The organism is Caldanaerobacter subterraneus subsp. tengcongensis MB4, from assembly GCF_000007085.1.
Taxonomy (GTDB): Bacteria; Bacillota; Thermoanaerobacteria; order Thermoanaerobacterales; family Thermoanaerobacteraceae; genus Thermoanaerobacter; species Thermoanaerobacter subterraneus.
In genome coordinates this window covers 338,528-357,638 of the sequence record NC_003869.1, presented here as the reverse complement: position 1 = coordinate 357,638, position 19,111 = coordinate 338,528, and the positions used below count along the sequence as shown (strand labels likewise).

At 35.2% G+C, this 19,111-nt stretch carries 16 protein-coding genes and 1 other annotated feature; of the genes, 3 read left to right on the top strand and 13 right to left on the bottom strand.

Going from position 1 to position 19,111, the window contains the following annotated elements; all coding sequences use genetic code 11:
• Positions 1–63 precede the first annotated feature (63 nt).
• From TTE_RS01620 to TTE_RS01580, 9 genes are all read right to left on the bottom strand, one after another.
• Positions 64–1,374, bottom strand: a complete 1,311-nt coding sequence (locus TTE_RS01620; RefSeq protein ID WP_009610048.1) for a 6-phospho-beta-glucosidase — start codon at positions 1,372–1,374, stop codon at positions 64–66.
• Complete coding sequence (locus TTE_RS01615; RefSeq protein WP_011024791.1) at positions 1,367–1,699, bottom strand: PTS lactose/cellobiose transporter subunit IIA; 333 nt, start codon at positions 1,697–1,699, stop codon at positions 1,367–1,369. Before TTE_RS01615 ends, TTE_RS01620 begins: the two co-directional genes overlap by 8 nt.
• 18 nt (positions 1,700–1,717) lie before the next feature.
• Positions 1,718–2,029, bottom strand: coding sequence for a PTS sugar transporter subunit IIB (locus tag TTE_RS01610; RefSeq protein WP_011024790.1), 312 nt, complete (start codon positions 2,027–2,029; stop codon positions 1,718–1,720).
• A gap of 32 nt (positions 2,030–2,061) precedes the next feature.
• Positions 2,062–2,811, bottom strand: a complete 750-nt coding sequence (locus TTE_RS01605; protein ID WP_011024789.1) for a carbohydrate deacetylase — start codon at positions 2,809–2,811, stop codon at positions 2,062–2,064.
• 583 nt (positions 2,812–3,394) lie between these two features.
• Positions 3,395–4,678, bottom strand: coding sequence for an IS110 family transposase (locus TTE_RS01600; protein WP_009609557.1), 1,284 nt, complete (start codon positions 4,676–4,678; stop codon positions 3,395–3,397).
• A 214-nt stretch (positions 4,679–4,892) separates the two neighbouring features.
• Complete coding sequence (locus TTE_RS01595; RefSeq protein ID WP_011024788.1) at positions 4,893–6,182, bottom strand: PTS sugar transporter subunit IIC; 1,290 nt, start codon at positions 6,180–6,182, stop codon at positions 4,893–4,895.
• Between the two features lie 166 nt (positions 6,183–6,348).
• Positions 6,349–9,054: a sigma 54-interacting transcriptional regulator gene (locus tag TTE_RS01590; protein WP_011024787.1), complete on the bottom strand. Its 2,706-nt coding sequence runs from the start codon at positions 9,052–9,054 to the stop codon at positions 6,349–6,351.
• 100 nt (positions 9,055–9,154) lie between these two features.
• Positions 9,155–9,769 (bottom strand): DUF47 domain-containing protein, encoded by a 615-nt coding sequence (locus TTE_RS01585; RefSeq protein ID WP_041587092.1) that lies wholly within the window; start codon positions 9,767–9,769, stop codon positions 9,155–9,157.
• Between the two features lie 12 nt (positions 9,770–9,781).
• Complete coding sequence (locus TTE_RS01580; protein WP_011024785.1) at positions 9,782–10,780, bottom strand: inorganic phosphate transporter; 999 nt, start codon at positions 10,778–10,780, stop codon at positions 9,782–9,784.
• A 168-nt stretch (positions 10,781–10,948) separates the two neighbouring features.
• Here TTE_RS01580 and tlp point away from each other — a divergent pair, with 168 nt between their 5' ends.
• Complete coding sequence (tlp, locus tag TTE_RS01575; protein WP_011024784.1) at positions 10,949–11,203, top strand: small acid-soluble spore protein Tlp; 255 nt, start codon at positions 10,949–10,951, stop codon at positions 11,201–11,203.
• A gap of 31 nt (positions 11,204–11,234) precedes the next feature.
• On the opposite strand, the gene TTE_RS01570 is transcribed toward tlp, so the two are convergent.
• The 4 genes from TTE_RS01570 to leuS all read right to left on the bottom strand — a co-directional run bounded on the left by TTE_RS01570 (position 11,235) and on the right by leuS (position 16,292).
• Positions 11,235–12,158 (bottom strand): pseudouridine-5'-phosphate glycosidase, encoded by a 924-nt coding sequence (locus TTE_RS01570; protein ID WP_011024783.1) that lies wholly within the window; start codon positions 12,156–12,158, stop codon positions 11,235–11,237.
• Positions 12,159–12,161: 3 nt separating this feature from the next.
• Positions 12,162–13,259 (bottom strand): carbohydrate kinase, encoded by a 1,098-nt coding sequence (locus TTE_RS01565; protein ID WP_011024782.1) that lies wholly within the window; start codon positions 13,257–13,259, stop codon positions 12,162–12,164.
• A gap of 181 nt (positions 13,260–13,440) precedes the next feature.
• Complete coding sequence (locus tag TTE_RS01560; protein WP_011024781.1) at positions 13,441–13,782, bottom strand: nucleotidyltransferase domain-containing protein; 342 nt, start codon at positions 13,780–13,782, stop codon at positions 13,441–13,443.
• Between the two features lie 59 nt (positions 13,783–13,841).
• Complete coding sequence (gene leuS / locus TTE_RS01555; protein ID WP_041587090.1) at positions 13,842–16,292, bottom strand: leucine--tRNA ligase; 2,451 nt, start codon at positions 16,290–16,292, stop codon at positions 13,842–13,844.
• A gap of 50 nt (positions 16,293–16,342) precedes the next feature.
• Positions 16,343–16,555 (bottom strand) — a binding site (T-box leader).
• A gap of 125 nt (positions 16,556–16,680) precedes the next feature.
• On the opposite strand from leuS, the gene TTE_RS01550 reads away from it, so the two are divergent.
• Together TTE_RS01550 and TTE_RS01545 are read left to right on the top strand one after the other, a co-directional pair.
• Positions 16,681–17,169 carry an RNA polymerase sigma factor gene (locus TTE_RS01550; RefSeq protein ID WP_009611248.1) on the top strand — a complete coding sequence of 163 codons (489 nt, stop codon included), beginning with the start codon at positions 16,681–16,683 and terminating at the stop codon, positions 17,167–17,169.
• A gap of 2 nt (positions 17,170–17,171) precedes the next feature.
• Entirely contained in the window at positions 17,172–19,109 is a 1,938-nt protein-coding gene (locus TTE_RS01545) for a PD40 domain-containing protein (RefSeq protein ID WP_011024779.1), read from the top strand.
• Positions 19,110–19,111 lie beyond the last annotated feature (2 nt).

Genomic DNA, 19,111 nt, shown 5'->3' with positions numbered 1-19,111 from the left:
CTCCTCATGTTAAAGTGATTTTGAAACATAATTCTAGAAAACAAAGAGAGGTAATTTCTATTATTACTTATATTGCGGTAAATATTCTTTATTCTGTTCAATTATATCATCAAGTATCTTTTTAGCAATAGTGGCAGATGGCACTAAAGGATGTATTGTTAACGCTTGTAAAGCCGCATAATAATCCCCTCTTACCCCTGCTTCAATTGTAAGTTCTTCATATGCTTTAACAACTTGCATCAAACCCCTTATTTTTGGTGATACATGCCCAATAGTTATAGGATGAGCACCATTTTTATCAACTACTGCATTTGTTTCTATTACCACATCATCCGGCAAATCTGCAATCGTCCCATTGTTTCTCACATTAACCACATGTATATCTTTCTTATCATTATATATTGAACTTATCAAAGAACAAGCAGCATCAGAATAGTGTGCTCCTCCTCTTTTTTCTAATTGAGGAGGTTTTACGTTTAAATTCGGATCTTTATATAGTTCGAATAGTTCTTTCTCTAATTTCTTAACGACTTCCCCTCTTGTTCCTACTGTAGCAGCTTCTTTCTTTTGCTCTTTTAACATTTGATCAGTTAAATAGTAATACCTATGATAAGGACAAGGGTACATTCCAAGAGATTTGATAAATTCGGGATCCCAAGGAAGTTCTGGTATGTTTTTCATTGATAAAGACTTACCACCTGCAAAACTATCTATTAATTTTTCTGTTATATCTTCTCCATCTAAGTAAATGTGTGTACCCCATACTAAATGATTAAGCCCTGCAAAATCTATATACACTCTTTTTGAATCAACCTCAAGCATTTTTGCAACACCGTGTACCATACCTATAGGTACATTACATAATCCGATCGCTTTTACGTTTGTATGCTTTAAAATCGTTTCTGTTATTACACCTGCAGGATTTGTAAAATTGATAAGCCACGCATTTGGTGCAAGTTCTTCTATGTCTTTGCATACATCTAGTATAACTGGTATTGTTCTCTGTGCTTTTGCAAAACCACCGGGTCCAGTTGTTTCTTGTCCTATAACATCATACTTTAAAGGAATTTTTTCATCTCTAATTCTCGCATCTATTCCTCCTACTCTGAATTGAGTAACAACAAAATCTGCATCTTTTATGGCTTCACGTCTGTCTAAAGTCAGATGAATGTTTATACCAACCCCAGCTTTTTCTACCATTCTTTTTGCAAGACCGCCAACAATCTCAAGTTTTTCTTTGCCTTCTTCTATGTCCATTAAATAAATATCTCTTACGGGTAATTCTTCATATCTTTTGATAAACCCTTCAATAAGCTCAGGGGTATAACTAGAACCACCCCCTATAACTGCAATTTTTAAATCTTTTTTAGACATTATAAGTAGCCCCCTTTGTTTGATAAATAATTTTATAGAGCTCAATCATTTCAGTTATCAACTCTTTCGCAAGGATAGCATTCATGAGATGATCCTCAGCATGAACTAAAAGCAAAGTTATCTCTTGTTTTTCTCCTGCCGCTTCCTTGTGTATCATATCTGTTTGTACGTGATGAGCTTCTAAAAGCTCTTCACTCGCTTTTTCTAAACATTTTTCTGCTTCTTCAAAATTGCCTTCTCTTGCGTATTTCAATGCTTCAAAAGAATTACTCCGTGCATTCCCTGCATGAGATATAATGGTAAATACAATCTGTTCCAAATCCATTTTGATGCCTCCCGTCTTTTATTTATTCTTTAGTGCCTCTATTGCTAAATCTAATGTTTTAGCTCCATCCACCATTCCATATATATGAGGCGGAATTACTCTGTAAACCTTATTTTTTTCTTTTGTAAGCTCTGCAACGTATTTCTCTTTATATCTTATCTGGGGTCCCAAAAGAACTACATCGTAGTCATCAATAACTTTTTCTAAATTATCTGCTGCTTCTGCATTAATGTACAAATCCTTTATTCCTCTTTTTTCCCCTTCTTTTTTCATCTTTTCTACTAACAAACTTGTTGACATTCCTGCGCCACAAATTAACAAAATTCTCATGATATATTCCCCTCCTTATAAAATTTTACAAATTACCTGAAAATTGAGTAATTTACTAGTGTTATATTATTTTCTTTAACAAATTGAATCACATCTGGATCGGTTAATATTTTTCTTTCTATTTCTCTTTTAGTATTATAAGAAGAAACTCTCATTAATTCATCATCTACATAAGCAGGGTGAGTCATTATTTCTGTTATTCCATTCTCTAGTTTTTTTAAAATAAACAAAAGATTTTCCTTTTCTACTCCTTCATCATAAAAGGTATAAACAAAATTATCAATTGTTTTCACACCTGATTTTAATATAACTTCTTTATCCAAGGGAGTTGCACGTACAGGCAAATTATACTTTATAGCCATATCTATAAATATTTCTATCACTTTAGGGTGACTTTGCACACCATGATGGCTATCCATATGGGTTATAGGAACCCCTAAAGAAAATGCCTTTTTAATTTGCTCCTCTATCTCTATTTTTATCTGATCAATATCTGCTTCATTTAAAGAATGGGAAAAACCTTTTTTAAAATATCCTTTTTCATCCACTAGGGTACTTACCTTATAAGGACTATTCAAAGGTTTACCAGCATCTAATGTAATGTGTATCCCAAATCCCAAATCAGGACATATCTCTTTTATTTGAGAAGCCTCATCAGCATAAGGCATGTTACACATTATAGAAGTACTTCTTAAAATGCCATTTTTGTAGCTTTCAACAATCCCCTTATTTACACCTTTTGTAAGACCAAAATCATCTCCATTTACAATAAGATACTTCACTTTCCTCACTCCTTTAAGGATCCATATCCTGGAGGAAATTCTCTCCAGGATATGGTATTATATTTACGCCTTCCCTCTATTATCTTTTATTTTCTCTTAATATCTTAGTTTTTCTTTAATTTTCTCATCACAACAAGAGCATCTCATGGCTTATATTACCATTTCTTACTTATCTAACCATTAAATGGGTAAGCTTAATAAACCTCATATCCTATTTCCATATTATGGCGGGATAGCTCCACTTATCTCATGGGGTTTACCCTCCCATGTCTCACTGGATCTTAGTCCTTAATTCCTTCGTTCTACCTGCCATGAGGTGGATGTCATTTCTGCTCCATTGCAGGGTCTTTGCCCGTATGGTGATTATTTTTATGACAATTCCCGCTCTTGTTGTCAATATCCCATCTCTTGATTGGTTGTTTTTGTCTTATTCCTTCTTTTACCTTTTATGTCACATCGTTCACACTTTCGCTTTTCATAAAAATCAATTTCTTCTTAAGGGTCAGCTCTTTAGATGTGACTAAGTTAAAGCTGAAGAGAAGATGATTAACCCTTAATTGATTTGATAGTATGTTGGCACTTTTTATGCAGCTTCCTGTAAGCCTGGCCTCTTTATGTCCTTCATCATCTTGATTGGGTCATATTTTACTCCTTTCTTTAATATGACATAAAATATCCTTATCAGTTTGTTGCACAATACTATTAGTGATTGCTTCTTTTTTAGCGGGTTTTGCGCTCTGGTGGTGTAATATTTGTGTAGTTCACGAAATTCTTCGTTTTTTGCGACCAAGGCCATTACTGCATTAAATAGCACACTCCTCAATCGCTTCCTCCCTCTTTTACTTATTGTCGTTTCTCCTTTATGCTTACCAGAGCTATTTTCTATTAGGTTTAATCCCCCTAGTTTTTGTATCTGTTTTGGATGTTCATATTTTTCAATATCTCCTACTTCTGCAATAAAACCTGCTACTGTGTTTACTCCTATCCCTTTGATTTCTAGTAGTTCTTTAACCCCTGGTATCTCAACTATTAATTCTTCCATCTTCTTCTCTATTTCTTCAATTTGTTTTTTTAAAAATTCGTATTGTTCAATGAGAGTCTTTATCTCGTATTCCGCCATCTTTATGCCCTGCTTCTTCCCTATGCTCTCCTTAGCAGTTTCTATCAGCTTTATAGCCCTTTTTTCTCCTACCCCTCTTTGTACTTCTTTCTTCCATATCGATATTATTTCTTCAGCACTCTTTTTTGCTATCTTCTCAGGCGTTGGAAATTCTCTTAATGTGATAAGTGCTGCTTTCCCTTCCCAGTCTGAAAATACGGTGTTAAACTCTGGAAAGTATATGTCCAACCATCTTGTTATTTGATTTTTTGTCATCCCTATTTGTTTGTTCAACCTCTCTTTTATGTCCATCGCTACCCTTAATTCCGCATATACTCCTTCAGGTATTATCGGCTCTACATATCTCCCGTCTTTTACTAGCATTGCTATTGTTTTTGGGTCTTTCTTATCGCTTTTTGTGGGAGAATTGTCATCTAATTCTTTGCTCATCTTTACATGAAATGGATTAACCAATACTACCTTTATGTTATTGTCTTTAAGGTATTGGGCAAAACACAGCCAATATTGCCCTGTCGGTTCTATCCCTACTATTAGTTTGTTTTTCTTATGTCTCTCCATCAAGTCTTTTGCCCAGTTAAGAAATTTTGTCATACCTTCTCTATTGTTTTCAAATCTCAGGTATTTCCCATATTCTACTCCTCTGTAGTCAAATGCTCTGGCATAATGGCTTTCTTTTGCTATGTCTACTCCCGCAATTAATGTGTCTCCCGTTACTTGCAAAATCTTTTCATTTTGTTTATACTTCATTTTAGGTACCTCCTGTTTATTTTGATAATTCGAGGTAAGTTCTTAAACTTACACTCTGTATTTTATCAGGAGGTACTTATTTTTTCAAAGTCCATTCTCCCTTATTTTTTATTCATTACAGGAATGCTCCATTTACAATAAGATACTTCACTTTCCTCACTCCTTTAAGGATCCATATCCTGGAGGAAATTCTCTCCAGGATATGGTATTATATTTACGCCTTTGTCTGTGCTACTTCCTCTTCTTCTTTCTTTAACTGCTGTTCTTCCTCATATTTTTTATTATCCCAGAGCTTTAAGAAAGGATAGTAAATTGCCCCTGCTACTGCAAAGTTAATAATCTGTAAAATTATAGCTTTCCAATCACCTGTAGTTAAAAATCCGCTAATCAACACAGGTGTTGTCCATGGAATCAAAGCATAAGGTCGAGCCACAAGATTTAATGCCATCGCAAAATAAGTTATAAGAGCCGCTGCAATAGGAGCTAAAATAAATGGTATAATCATAACGGGATTCATCACTATTGGCATGCCAAAAGTAATAGGTTCGTTTATGTTAAATATACCCGGCCCAATAGCAGCTTTTCCAACAGCTTTTAGCTGCTCCGATTTTGTTGCAAATAACAAAAGTAAAGCTAGTGCTAATGTTGTTCCGGAACCACCTATATAAATGAAGATATCAAAAAACTGTTGTGTTACGATGTGAGGTAAAATTTTTTCTCCCGCAATTTTAGCAGCTGCATTTTCTTGTGTAAAAGTCAGCCATATCGGTCCCAAAATTCCTCCTACTAAAGCTGCTCCGTGGATACCTACACTCCATAAGAACTGAATAGCTAAGATTGCTAATATTACTGCAGGAAGTGTAGAACCCAATTTCATAAGAGGAACAGCAATTAATTTATTAATAGCTTCAGGGATTGTTAAATGAACAGTTTTAATTAATATCATGTGTATAATCCAAATAGATGTAATAATTACAGCACCAGGAATTAATGCTGCAAAAGCTCTACCTACAGAAGGTGGAACCCCTTCTGGCATACGAATAATTAAATTTTTTTCTATAAATTTTCTTTGTACTTCTACCGTAAAAATTGCAAGAATCATTGCAACAAATAATCCTTGGCTCCCCATCCAATTCAAAGGAATATTGCCATCCTGAGTTAAGGGTATCGATAACATAAATGTCGATAGACTTAACACTCCAGAAGCAACAGGATCTATTCTATAAGTTCCAGCTAGAGAATAAGCTATTGTAAAAGATGCAACCATAGCAATTATTCCAAATGTTGCATTGACTATTTTTAATAAATCGTTCACATAGGGTTTAATTAAAGCTTCAAGAGCAGGTACAGGTGGAAAAGCTATAATCAAGAAAAACGAACCAATGAGAAGTAATGGCATTGTAGCAACTATTCCATCACGAATAGATTTTAAATGCCTTTGCTCAGCAAGTCTTCCTGCTACAGGCATAAAATACCTGTCAAGAAAATTAATGAACGTATCCATTAGATCAACTCCCCTTCAAAATATTTTGCAACGTATATTTACGCAAATTTTATGCCAACTAGCTCTCGAATTTAAAATACAGCTTCTTTTCTGCCTCTTATTTTTATCTTTCTTGTTCTGTTTTAATGTGTATCCTATAAAAACGTCTTCAATACACATATGTGTATTAAATTGAATAGATAATTTTCATTATATTTACACATTCTTCATCAGAAATACTAATATCACATCCTTCTTCTAAAATCTTGACTGTTTTTCTTATGGTTTCAAATTCTTTTGGATAATCTCTAATGTATTGTTGTGTATTTTTCACATGTGTCAACTCTTTGCCCTCAATAATGCGCTCAATTACACAGGCAATATGAAGAATCAAACCTATTGTAATATCCTCATTCAGTTTTACACCTTTTGCTATTAAAGTAGAATAAAACTGTTTAAATGAAGAGATATACTTTTCAGCATCTATTCTCACATTTTCTCTTATGACTTCTCTCATATTGTCAATCAAACCCACATTAGATACGGCTTCTATTGCGTTTTTCAATACAGATAACTTGTTTTTATCAAATACATCAGATGTAGAAATGTACAAAATGGACTCATCTTCTGGATTTATAGCGCTTACCACCGCCAAAACATTTTTCTCCTCTTTTATATTAAGAAGCTTCCTTTTAAATTCTTTTTTACTTTCAATTTCCATCGGGATGATATCTATATCCTTCTCTTTTAAATTGAGCTCTTTTTCCAGTATTGATTTAAGTTTAACTGCCGTACCTTCCCCTGTTATACAAGCAGTTATGATTACATTTTTCTTGAGAGGATTTTCAAATTTAACACTTTCTCTATAAATCCGCCCTACATAGGGGCTTAAATTGACAACTGCATCATATACTTCATCTAAAGATGAATTGAGCAAAGCTTTTCTTGCTGCTTCTAGTACCATAGGAGTAGAAACCATTTCAACAGTCTTTACTGGAATACCTGTTCTCTCGTATATCATATCGCCGAAAAATACTAGTGAACCCATATCAACAAGAAGCAATACCCCTTTGCCTTTATTAACCTTTTTAACGATATTTACCAAATTGTTCAATGCAATTTCTGGTTTTTGGTCAAGAGGCATATTATATCCAATTACATAATTTTCACCCAAAAGCCTGTTAGCTACCTCTGCAATAGAAGTAGCAGCTGCTTCTCCGTGCATAGCAACAATAATGCCTACTCTTTCATCTTTTTCTTCCGTTCCTTCTTCAAGACAAAGAAACATTGTAATAAAACCTACTTCATCTTCAGGCACAACTATGTTGAATTCTCTTTGAATTTCTTCTTTTAATACTTTAGCTATTTCAAACTCCTTTGGATAAACCTTCTTTATATGTTCTAACTGATGGTTTACAATATCTTTACCTTCTAGTATCCTTTCAATAGAACTTGCGACATGCATAGAAAGCCCGTACAAAGTTTTATCGCTAAATTCTTTTTGCAATTTTTTGCTGGCATAGTTTAAGAAATCTTGTACTAAGCTAACTACCTTTTTGTCTACTACCTTGTATAGCTCCTCTAAGTTGCTTTTGTCTAAATTTAAAAGATACTTTTTTAAGTAGGTGTCAATATCAATACTCATGATAAGTTTGATATCCTCTTCACTTAAACCCTTTTGCTCGAGTATTTTTCTTTTTTCTTCTAAAGCTTCATAAAAATTGAAAATTTGAGTGTTTCTTTGAACGATCGGTATCATATCATCAACAGAAAACCTTATTATTTCTCCTGTAATAAATTTATCAATCTCTTCTCTTTTTTCCTTATACTTTAAAAGACCTTTTCTTACATATTCAGGCAAATCCTCCGTATGGACACATACATTTTCATCCCTTTTCATCATGTATCCCAGATACGCTTTAGCTATTGCAAGCTTTATGTCACTCTTTAACTGCCCTACATTATTGGGGCAATCATAAAGTAACAAGGCCTTTAAGGCGTTAGATGTAATCATTACATCTGTTTTAATAATAGCAGCTTCAGCTTTGAAGAAATTTTTAATAAGTTCAAACCTTTCTTCATACGTTCTCTCCGCCAAACTTGGAAGTTTAATTACCATTGGAATTCGCCTTATAAAAGTTTTAAGAAGAGCAGATTCAATATCTTCCGTGGTAGCACATATTATCAGAACATTTGCTTTATGCTCTACATCAGATTCGCCAAGTCTTCTGTACAATCCTTTGTCAATAAGATAAAAAAGCATTTCCTGACCCTCTGGTGGCAATCTGTGAACTTCATCCAAAAATAAAATTCCACCATCAGCTTTCTCCACAAGGCCAACTTTATCACTATCTGCACCAGTATAAGCTCCCTTTTTTACTCCAAACAAATGAGCCATCAAAAGCTGAGGATTACTGGCATAATCGGCACAGTTAAAAGTCACAAAAGGAGCATTTTTCTTTATACGCCCAATTTCTTTCGCGAAGTTGTACATAACTTCTGCAAACATAGACTTACCCGTTCCAGTTTCTCCAAGCAAAAGAGTATGGAGTCCATGAGGAGGATAAATTATAGCAGCTTTGGCTTGCTGTACAGCATTTTTAAGGCTTAACTCAGCGCCTATTATTTCGCTAAAAGCATCTTTTGTCCTCAAAGGATTAACGTTAGAAGTAATGCTCAGCTCTTTAACTTTGTATAATACTGGTTTACCTTCGATTTTTGTCAACTTCCCTTCCCTAACAAGGGTATTTAAATCACTTGAAGCATTGCTTCTTTGAATTTTTAAAGCTTGGGCTACTTCTATGGCAGAAACACCTGTTACTTCTCCCTTTTCTTTAAATTGCCTTTCGCAAGCTTCTTGAACGTAATTATAAACTTTGTTAATTCTTTTCATAAACGTTCCCCTCTTTTCTCTTTCATTTTATCATAAAACACAAAAATAATACACATTAAAACTCTTATTCTAACAAAAATTTAAGAGCAAAATTCGCCCTTTATATCATCTTCACATAAATGTGACCAAGTATATCTCCTGCTAAATCTATTCTGTCAGCGCAATTGCTAAGATGCCTGAAAATTTCCCTCATTTTAAGTATATACTTTATGTCATCTCCTTCAAAAAGCTTTGCCAAATTCTTTCTGTAAAGATTTTCTACTCTGTTCTCGTATTTTTTTGCTTGCAGCGCTTGCCTCATTCCTTCCTTTCTGTCTTTGTTTAAATTGCATACAGATTCATGTATAAGCTCAGTGCTAATTCGTATAACTTCTACAATCTCTCTCAGCTCCGGTGTAGGTTCAAGTTCATATATCTCCATCTCCTCTACTGTACTATCTGAATAGTCCAGTATATCATCAATAGCCTTAGAAAGGTTAAAAATATCTTCCCTGTCAAAAGGAGTTATAAAAGTCCTGTCAAGCTCTTTTATAAGTTCCTCTCTTTTCCTATCCGCAAGCTTTTCAAGTCTTGTAACTTCTTTGCCGTCTTCTTCACTCCCTGTAAACATATACCTTTCTAAAGCTGTTACTCCCTGCAGTGTAAGTTTAGACTGCTCCTGCAACAGTTTGTAGAAATCAACACTTTCAGTAAAAAGCCATTTAAATACATTCACCTTCATCACCTCTTACAATAATTTAGCAACCATATAAATGATGGAAGAAAATATAAAAGAAGCTGGTATTGTGGTAATCCAGGCGGCAAATATGGCTTTTGCAAACTGCCATCTTACTGCGCTAGGCCTCTCCCTTGCTCCAACGCCCAAAATGGAAGAGTTCACAAGCTGTGTGCCACTTATAGGCGCTCCAACCAAAGTAGCAGCAGTCACTACCAAAAGAGATGAAAGCTGAGCATTAAAAGAGTGAAAAGGTCTTACTCTGTATATCCTTCCGCCCACACTTTTTATCATTCTAAATCCACCAAATAAAAGACCAAAGGATATCATAAAAGCTGCTATATATTTTATAAAAAAGGGAACTTCAAAATTATGAGTGTTTCCCTTTATCATCATTAAAATTACAATCAAACCCATTCCTTTTTGAGCATCGTTTGCACTTTGCCCTATATTCAATAAAAACATCGTACCGTATTGAAGTTTTTTAAGAAAACTATTCACAGAAGGTTGCGCATTTTTCAATAATTTCCAGAAAATTAATGTAATTATATATCCAGCAGCAAAGCCTATTACAGGAGAAAAAAATAGAGGTATTATAACTTTTGTCATTATTCCGTAAAAATTGATAGAATGAAAACCGTACTCTATTGCAAAAGGCCCCAATATACCTCCAATTAAAGCATGCGAAGAGCTAGAAGGAATAGCATAGTACCATGTTATAAAATTCCACAAAGCAGCTCCCAAGATACCAGAAAGTATCAACAATGATATATTTTCACCGCTGTTAAGAAGGTAAGAATATTTTATAATATCCTTTGCAATAGTAGTGCTAACTGCCGTGGTAACAATCAAAGGTCCTAAAAACTGAGCAACAGAAGCTATAATTAAAGCTTTTTTCGCCTCTATAGACCTTGAACATACGATGGTAGCTATTAAATTTCCCTCGTCATGAAAGCCTGTAATAAAGATGTATAAAAATATTACTGCAATTGTAAGCGTGTAAAGAGCCATATTTTTCACCTCAAGTCTTTAGTATTATAACAGATTTGAGGTTTTTAATTATATTACAATTATAACTGTATCCCAGATTTTCTTCAATATCTCATCTGTTTTATAACACATAAATAAATTTTTGCTGAACAAAATAAATATGAAAATAAAAATTTAGGAGTGATGTCTATGGGAAAAGAAGAAAGATATACAAAAAAGCCAAAGCCTGATGATAGGTCAGACAATGTGGAAAAGCTTCAAGAAATGATACACAATACAATAGAAAATTATAGAGAAGCAGAAGATTATCTGAAACTACACGCAGAAGAGCTTTCACCTGAAGAAATAGAGAGGATAAAAGAAAAAAATAGAAACAGGCTTATAAGCATACAGAACATGCGTCAGGAAATAATTGACGAGGTCCATGACAGAGAAAGAAGGTAATAAAGAAGGTAATAAAGTATAAAGAGGCGTTCTACGCCTCTTTATACAGTTTATTCAATTGTACAGCAATTTTGGCTCCAACTCTGGCATTATTCTTAACAAGTTCAATATTTGCTTTTAAACTTTTACCCTCTGTCAGGTCCTTTATCTTTTCCAACAAAAATGGCGTAAGGGCTTTACCCCTTATTCCTCGTCTGTCTGCTTCAAAAATAGCCTCTTCTATGGCTTTTTCAATATAAGCTCTGTCTAGGGCATATTCTTCAGGAATGGGATTGGCTATTAAAATCCCTCCTTTAAGTCCCAAATCCCATTTAGTTTTTATAACCTTTGCGGCTTCTACTTCATCTTCCACTCTGTAGTCCACTTTGAGCCCGCTCTCTCTTGTGTAAAAAGCAGGAAATTCCTCTGTTCTAAATCCAATTACAGGAACACCAAAGGTTTCAAGATATTCTAAAGTACGAGGTAAATCAAGTATAGCTTTTGCTCCTGCACATACAACTGCTACATTTGTATTTGCAAGTTCTTGCAAATCGGCAGATATATCGAAAGTCTCTTCTGCCCCTCTGTGTACTCCTCCTATTCCTCCTGTCACAAATACCTTTATACCTGCAAGGTTTGCACAAATCATCGTGGCAGAAACAGTAGTAGCAGCGTTTAACCCTTTTGCTAAGACCACAGGCAAATCTCTTTTGCTGGCTTTTAATATTTCTTTTGATGTACCCATAAACTCCAGTTCCTCTTCATTTAGACCTATTTTTATTTTTCCTCCTATAATTGCAATTGTAGCAGGTACAGCGCCATTTTCCCTTACAATTTCTTCTAAGGCTCTGGCAGTTTCAATATTTTGTGGGTAGGGCATACCGTGGGATATTATCGTAGATTCTAAAGCCACAACTGGCCTTCTTTCCTCTAAGGCACTTTTTACTTCTTCTGACAAATCGATAAATCTATTCATTTTTCAAATCTCCTTTACTATATTTTTTAACTGATTTTCATTTAAAAACGGATTAACTGTATAAGGTGAGGATATAGTAAGGGAAGCTGCAGCAAGTCCCAGCTTTGCTGATACTTCAAGAGAATAACCATTGAAAATGCCATAAACCAAGCCTGCCGTCAGCGCATCCCCTGCGCCCGTGGCATCCACAATTTCAGTTTGGTAAGGCTCTATGAATTTTTCTAATTCTTCTGAAGAAACATATACGCCTCTCTCCCCCAAAGTTACTATGACGTTTTTAATTCCTTTATCTCTCAAATATTTAACAGCTTTTTTCATATCCTCATCATCTAGTATTTTTATCTCTGTTATAGATTCCAATTCTTCTTTATTTGGAGTGATATAATCAATCTTGTCTAACACATTTTTTAATTTTTTCGCCTTGTCTATTGAGACAGGTTCTACTACCACAGGAATGTTATTGTTGTAACAAAGTTCTGTAATGTATCTAATGCTCTCCTCAGGAATATTGGCATCAAAAACTACAATCTCGCTATTTTTTATAACCTCTGTCTTGGACTCAAGATACTGTATATTTAATTCTTCTAAAATGTCCATACCTGAAAGGGCTATGTCCATATCGCCAATTGCATTTAAAATAGCGAGGTATATGCCTGTTCGCCTGGTATTTGAAATCACCACCTGTTCTACATTAACTCCTGCCTGCCTTGTCTCCTCTAAAAGCCTTCTTCCTTCATCATCATTGCCAACAACGCTTAAAAAAGTCACAGGAACATTGAGTTGTGCGAGATTATGAGCAATATTTCGCCCCACTCCACCAGGTGCTATGTTTATGTGGCCTGGATTTGATGTGTGCTGCCTTAATTCCTTATAGGGTTTCCCTTTTATATCTATGTTTGCACCTCCAATTACTGTAACTCCTTTTAAATCCCTTACTACATAGCCCCTACCCAGTATAAACCCCTTTTTCATTAGGTTAGCTATGTGCCCTGCAACAGCTGACCGGCTTATTCCCAGCATCTTCGCCAGCTCTTCCTGAGAAATCATGGGATTTTTCTTGATTAATCTTAGTATCTCTTTTTCTCTTTGTGTTAATGCCACATTCACACACTCCCAAACAATTATTTGTTTATCAAACATTTGCAAGTATATTATAGCATAAAAATAAAAGACCGTCTATAAACGATAAAGTCATTTTATTCTTTTTAATATTTCATGTCTTAAATTTTCAAGTATTTCAAAGGCTTCCTCCGCTTCCTTAGTCGTTCTCGAAGTTTCGAAATCAACAGGATACCTTGGGGTTGAGTCTACCATATATAACCTTCCCTTCCTTTACTATATTTGCAGTAAATGATTTATCGTCTTTCATTGCCTCTTTTAGTTCTTCACTCGTACACGTCAAAATATCAATAGGAACTTCCACAAATCCAAGCAACTTTCTTAATTTTATACGCCGTTGAGTATTATTTAATCCTTCCTCTTCATCCCACACAATTAATAAATCAATATCAGAATTTTCATGATTCTTGCCTTTTGCCAGTGAACCAAAAAGTATAATAGCTTTGGGATCAATAGTTTCAACTAATTTCTTTACTATGCTATCAATTACAGCCTCAGCTTTCACCAAATTACTCACCTCCACACTAAATTATACCAAAAACTAAAGCAGGGGCAAGCCCTGCCTTAGTTTACCACAATATTTACAAGTCTATTTTTTACAATTATCACTTTCTTTATTTCTTTGCCATCCAGGTAAGATTTCACTCTCTCATCAGAAAGAGCAATCTGCTTCAACTCTTCATCCGTCGCATTTGAAGGCACTTGAGCCTTGCTTCTAACCTTTCCGTTTACCTGAATAGCAATTTCTATCATGTCTCTTTCAAGGGCTTTTTCGTCCCACTCAGGCCACTTCTGATTGAAAACAGAATATTCATACCCCAGTCTTTCCCACATCTCTTCAGAGAAATGGGGCGCAAAGGGCGCCAGGATTTTTACAAAATCTCTTACCACATCTTCATAAAATTTCATGTTCTTTACTTCAACCTCATTTTCATATTTGTACAAAGCATTTACAAGTTCCATTATTCTCGCTATAGCAGTGTTGAACTCAAATTTATCGGCATCCAATGTCACGTGTTTTATAGTGTAATGTCTCACATAGTTCAATTCTTTTTCCGCATCTTCCATTTCTTCTTTTGTCTTCCCTGGATTTTGTCTGGTCTCAATAAATTTTTCTATAAACCTCTCCACCCTATTGACAAATCTAGCAATAGCCTTTATTCCTTCATCGCTCCATGGTCCGCCCTCTGAGTAAGAGAAGCCAAACATTAGATACAGCCTAAATACATCTGAACCGTACTGTTTAATATAGTCATCCGGCGAAATAACATTCCCTCTTGATTTGCTCATTCTGCTGCCATCCGGCCCTAAAATCGTCCCCTGATGCACAAGTGAAAGGAAAGGTTCATCAAAATTAAGGTATCCCAGATCTCTTAAAACTTTCGTTATAAACCTCGAATACAAAAGGTGCATAGTGGCGTGCTCTGCTCCACCTACATATTTATCTACTGGAAGCATTTTGTTTATCCACTCTTTATTAAAAGGCTCTTTATCGTTTTTATTGTCAGGGTATCTCAAGTAATACCAAGAAGAATCTACAAAAGTATCAAGAGTATCAGGATCTCTTAAAGCCGGACCTCCGCACTTAGGGCAGGTGACATTCATAAAACCTGCATGCTTTTTAAGAGGAGATTCTCCTGTTGGCTCAAACTCAACATCATATGGCAAAAGTACAGGTAAATCCTCTTCTGGCACAGGCACTATTCCACAGCGTTCGCAGTGGATTATAGGAATGGGAGCTCCCCAGTACCTCTGTCTGGACACAAGCCAGTCCCTCATCCTATAATTTACTTTAAACTCTGCTTTCCCTTCTGCTTTCAACTTTTCGACTATTTTGACTCGCGCTTCCTCAGATGTCATCCCCGTAAATTCTTCGCTATTTACTAAAATTCCATATTCCACAAAAGGCAAACTGTCGTCTACATCTCCAACTCCTTTTATAACTCTTTTTATAGGCAGATTGTATTTTGTCGCAAATTCATAGTCTCTTTCATCATGACCAGGAACTCCCATAACACATCCAGTACCGTAAGTTACAAGCACATAATCCGCTATCCAAATAGGGAGTTTTTCACCTGTCAGCGGATGAATCGCGTACGCTCCTGTAAACACTCCTGTCTTTTCCTTTTCTGTTGAAAGCCTCTCAATCTCACTCTGCTTTTTGGCATACTCTTTGTATTCTTCCACAGCCTCTTTATATTCCTCTGTAGTAATCAAATCCACCAATTCATGCTCAGGAGCCAATACCACATAAGTTGCTCCAAACAGCGTATCTGCCCTTGTGGTAAAAACTCTAAAAGACAAGTCTTTCCCATCAATTTTAAACTCTATCTCTGCGCCCTCAGATTTTCCAATCCAGTTCCTCTGCATCATTTTAGTTTTTTCAGGCCAATCAAGATCATCTAATTTTTCTAAAAGTTCTTCCGCATAGGCAGTTATTTTGAAAAACCACTGAGTAAGCTCTTTCTTTGTAACTTCAGTTCCGCACCTTTCGCATTTCCCATCAATTACCTGTTCGTTTGCAAGAACAGTCTGGCAGCTGGGACACCAGTTTACAGGCGCTTTCTTTCTGTAGGCAAGACCTGCTTCATAAAGTTTTAAGAAAATCCACTGAGTCCATTTATAGTACTCTGGCAGACAGGTTATAATCTCATAGTCCCAGTCAAAAGTGACTCCCATTTCTCTGAGTTGTCTTTCCATGGTCCTTATGTTTTCCATTGTCGAGTCATAAGGGTGTATGCCTGTCTTTATGGCATAATTTTCAGCAGGAAGGCCAAAGGCGTCAAACCCCATAGGGTGGAATACTTCATAGCCCTGCATCCTCTTCATTCTTGCCCATGAATCTGTAGGACCGTAATTATACCAGTGACCTATGTGCAATTTTGCCCCTGAAGGGTACGGAAACATCTCTAAACAATAAAGCTTTTTGTCCACATTTTCAGGATTAAACTTGTAAAGTTTTGTCTCTTCCCAGATTTTCTGCCATTTCCTATCAATCTCCACTGAATACGCCATATCCTCCACCTCTACTTTTTAATTTTTCCATTAAAAAAAGCCTTTCATCTCAAAGAGACGAAAGACCCACATCTTCCGCGGTACCACTCTTTTTGGCGCAAAAGCGCCCTCTCAAAGCCTGTAACGGCGGCAAGCCGTGCGCACCTACTTATTTCAGTGCGCCTGCTCTGCGGCGAGTTTCAGCAAGTCAGGCTGCCGTTTCGCACCTGCCAACGACTCTCTGAAAGCCCTCATTGCCTACTGCTCCGCTTCATCGCATTTACAAATTGATTTGTACATTATTTTATTATAAAACTAAAATAAATGCAAGGGTATTGTTACCTTTTGTGTAGATTTTCGTCTATAAAGGTGGGAGGAGTCAATAAAGGAGAGAAGGGAGGCCAAATTTGTGCCAGAAAGCTTTATTGAATTTTATGAGAAAAACTTTGACGATGTGTACCGGTACGTATATTTTAAAGTTGGCAACAAATGGGATGCAGATGACATTGTAAGTGAAACTTTTCAAAAAGCCTTTGAAAAGTACAATACAGTAAAATCAAACTCAAAGGCATGGATTTTTTCTATAGCCCGAAATACTGTGACAGACTATTACAGAATGAGGAAAAACCTAGTATCAGAAGAACTCATTATGGAGCATTTTTATCCTGATGTATTTGAAGACAAATTGGAAAGGGAAGTAGAATTAGATTGTTTGAAAAAGTCCCTTTATTCCCTTTCAAAAGAAGAAATAGAAATTGTAAATTTAAAATACTTTGCAAACATGACACACAGAGAAATTTCTCAATTAATTGAAAAAACAGAAGAAGCGGTAAAAGCGCAGGCTTATAGAATAATTCAAAAATTGAAAAATCTTGTAATAAAATGTTTGGAGGGATGAAAATGGACGAAAAGAGAATAGAGGAAAATCTCAATAGGCTAAAAGAACTAATTCCTGTAAATTACCAGCTCAAAGAATCTCTTAAAAAAAGATTTAAAAGAAACAGATGGAAAAAGATAGGTGTAGCAATCATAGCAGCTGCTGCAATACTTTTAATGGTGTTTTCTTTCGGCATCAAGAACTTGCAAGATAATTTAATAACAAAAGTAAATGCAGAAGAATTAAAAATTATAAATCAAATATCTTTTATAAGTTTAGGAAATATAAATGCTGGAAAAATAGCAGAATATAATGGGACTATATATATACCCTTATATGACAAAGGTATATACAAGTACGATAATAAAGGCTTTAAAAAAATAATAGATAAAACTTCCGGTGAAGTTGGCATTTCACCAGATGGAACAAAATTAGTATTCACAACAAGAACATCTGATGGTAAAAACGCAATTTACATTAAAGATTTAAAGACTGGAAAAGAAACTAAAATAATCGAAAGCAAAGATAGAGATACTTATTATAGCGACCCAGGTTTTTCACCAGATGGGAATAAAGTAATTTACACTGAACAAATAATTGTTCCAAGAGAAACCCATGGTTTTGAGGTAAAAGAAAGTAATATTAATGCAATAGATTTAAAAAGCTTAAAAGTCACTAAATTAGCAGATGGAAGCTGTGGATCTTTTGTAAAAACTGAAGATGCCATAGTCTTTGAAAGGGATAATAAAATAATTTATAAAAACCTAAAAGACGGCAGCGAAAAAATAATTGATGAAGGCAAAAATCCTTCTGTATCTCCAAATGGTTACTATATAGCATATGAGAAATATGAACCTAAAAAAGAAAAAGTAGAGGATATGAATGTTACAGTAAGCATGAATAACATTTGGATAGCAGACGCCGCATCTTTCACAACCAAAAAACAAGTGACGCTAAATGTGCCAAAGCGCATACCCCCAGAAGTACTTAAAGAAAAAATACAAAACTACGTAACAAGCAGTTTATACACTTATTACTGGCCTGTATGGAGTAGTGATTCAAAAAGCATTTTCGTCCTGAAAAATCTAAACGAGGATATAAGAGGAAATACAATGCAACTTATGAAGATTGAGTTAAGTAGAGAAGAATTGACCCCCGAAGAAGTGGTAAAGAAATTCTTGCAAGCAATAATAGTAAGAGATGAAGATTTCGCAAGGGTACTAATGAAAAATCCTCCTCAGATGATGACAATGTCAAACCCTCATCCTGTAGCCTATGAAATATTAGGCTCAGGTACAGAAGACGGCAAACCTTATGTAGATGCGTCGTTAACCTATGGATATATTATGAACGGGTATTGCTCTGTAAATAAATCACGTTACTATTTGTCTCCTGATAGCAATGGCTATATAATTGACAGCATAAAAGATTTAGGAACTGTGGAGTTTATTGAAAAAAATGGAACCTTTTATAAAATAGAAAATAATGTTGAAACAAAGCTTTTTGACAGCGGAGAAATTCCAAAAGAAATTTTGCCAGACAATCTCAATACTCATTCCACTACTTTGACTTATAGTCCAAAAACTAATACCATATTTTTCACAATGCAAACTAATGATAGGTCTCAAAGCAGAATAATAAGCTATGATATATCTCACAGAGCATTTAAACTAATAGATTCTCTTGAAAATACAATTATACCAGATATTAAAGTAGATTCCAGTGGAAAATACCTTGCAGTACTCGCTTACAACGATACCTCACAACAGTCAAATACTTACGTGTACAATCTCAAAACAGGGGAAAGAGAAGATTTGAGGTCAAGATTTGAAGATACAAAAATAGAGGAAATATCGCCCCAGTTCTGGCAGCAAGATAAACTGATATTTCAAATTTCACTAAAAGAAGGATTTTTGTACTACGTATATGACCCTTATAAAGGGCAGGTTTTAATACCATAATT

Excerpts from the sequence above, each read along its gene's own strand:
- TTE_RS01545 (WP_011024779.1), top strand. The coding sequence starts at position 17,172 with ATGGACGAAAAGAGAATAGAGGAAAATCTCAATAGGCTAAAAGAACTA.
- TTE_RS01600 (WP_009609557.1), bottom strand. The coding sequence starts at position 4,678 with ATGAAGTATAAACAAAATGAAAAGATTTTGCAAGTAACGGGAGACACA.
- TTE_RS01615 (WP_011024791.1), bottom strand. The coding sequence starts at position 1,699 with ATGGATTTGGAACAGATTGTATTTACCATTATATCTCATGCAGGGAAT.
- leuS (WP_041587090.1), bottom strand. The coding sequence starts at position 16,292 with ATGGCGTATTCAGTGGAGATTGATAGGAAATGGCAGAAAATCTGGGAA.
- TTE_RS01580 (WP_011024785.1), bottom strand. The coding sequence starts at position 10,780 with ATGGCTCTTTACACGCTTACAATTGCAGTAATATTTTTATACATCTTT.
- tlp (WP_011024784.1), top strand. The coding sequence starts at position 10,949 with ATGGGAAAAGAAGAAAGATATACAAAAAAGCCAAAGCCTGATGATAGG.
- TTE_RS01590 (WP_011024787.1), bottom strand. The coding sequence starts at position 9,054 with ATGAAAAGAATTAACAAAGTTTATAATTACGTTCAAGAAGCTTGCGAA.
- TTE_RS01620 (WP_009610048.1), bottom strand. The coding sequence starts at position 1,374 with ATGTCTAAAAAAGATTTAAAAATTGCAGTTATAGGGGGTGGTTCTAGT.
- TTE_RS01570 (WP_011024783.1), bottom strand. The coding sequence starts at position 12,158 with ATGAATAGATTTATCGATTTGTCAGAAGAAGTAAAAAGTGCCTTAGAG.
- TTE_RS01595 (WP_011024788.1), bottom strand. The coding sequence starts at position 6,182 with ATGGATACGTTCATTAATTTTCTTGACAGGTATTTTATGCCTGTAGCA.
- TTE_RS01610 (WP_011024790.1), bottom strand. The coding sequence starts at position 2,029 with ATGAGAATTTTGTTAATTTGTGGCGCAGGAATGTCAACAAGTTTGTTA.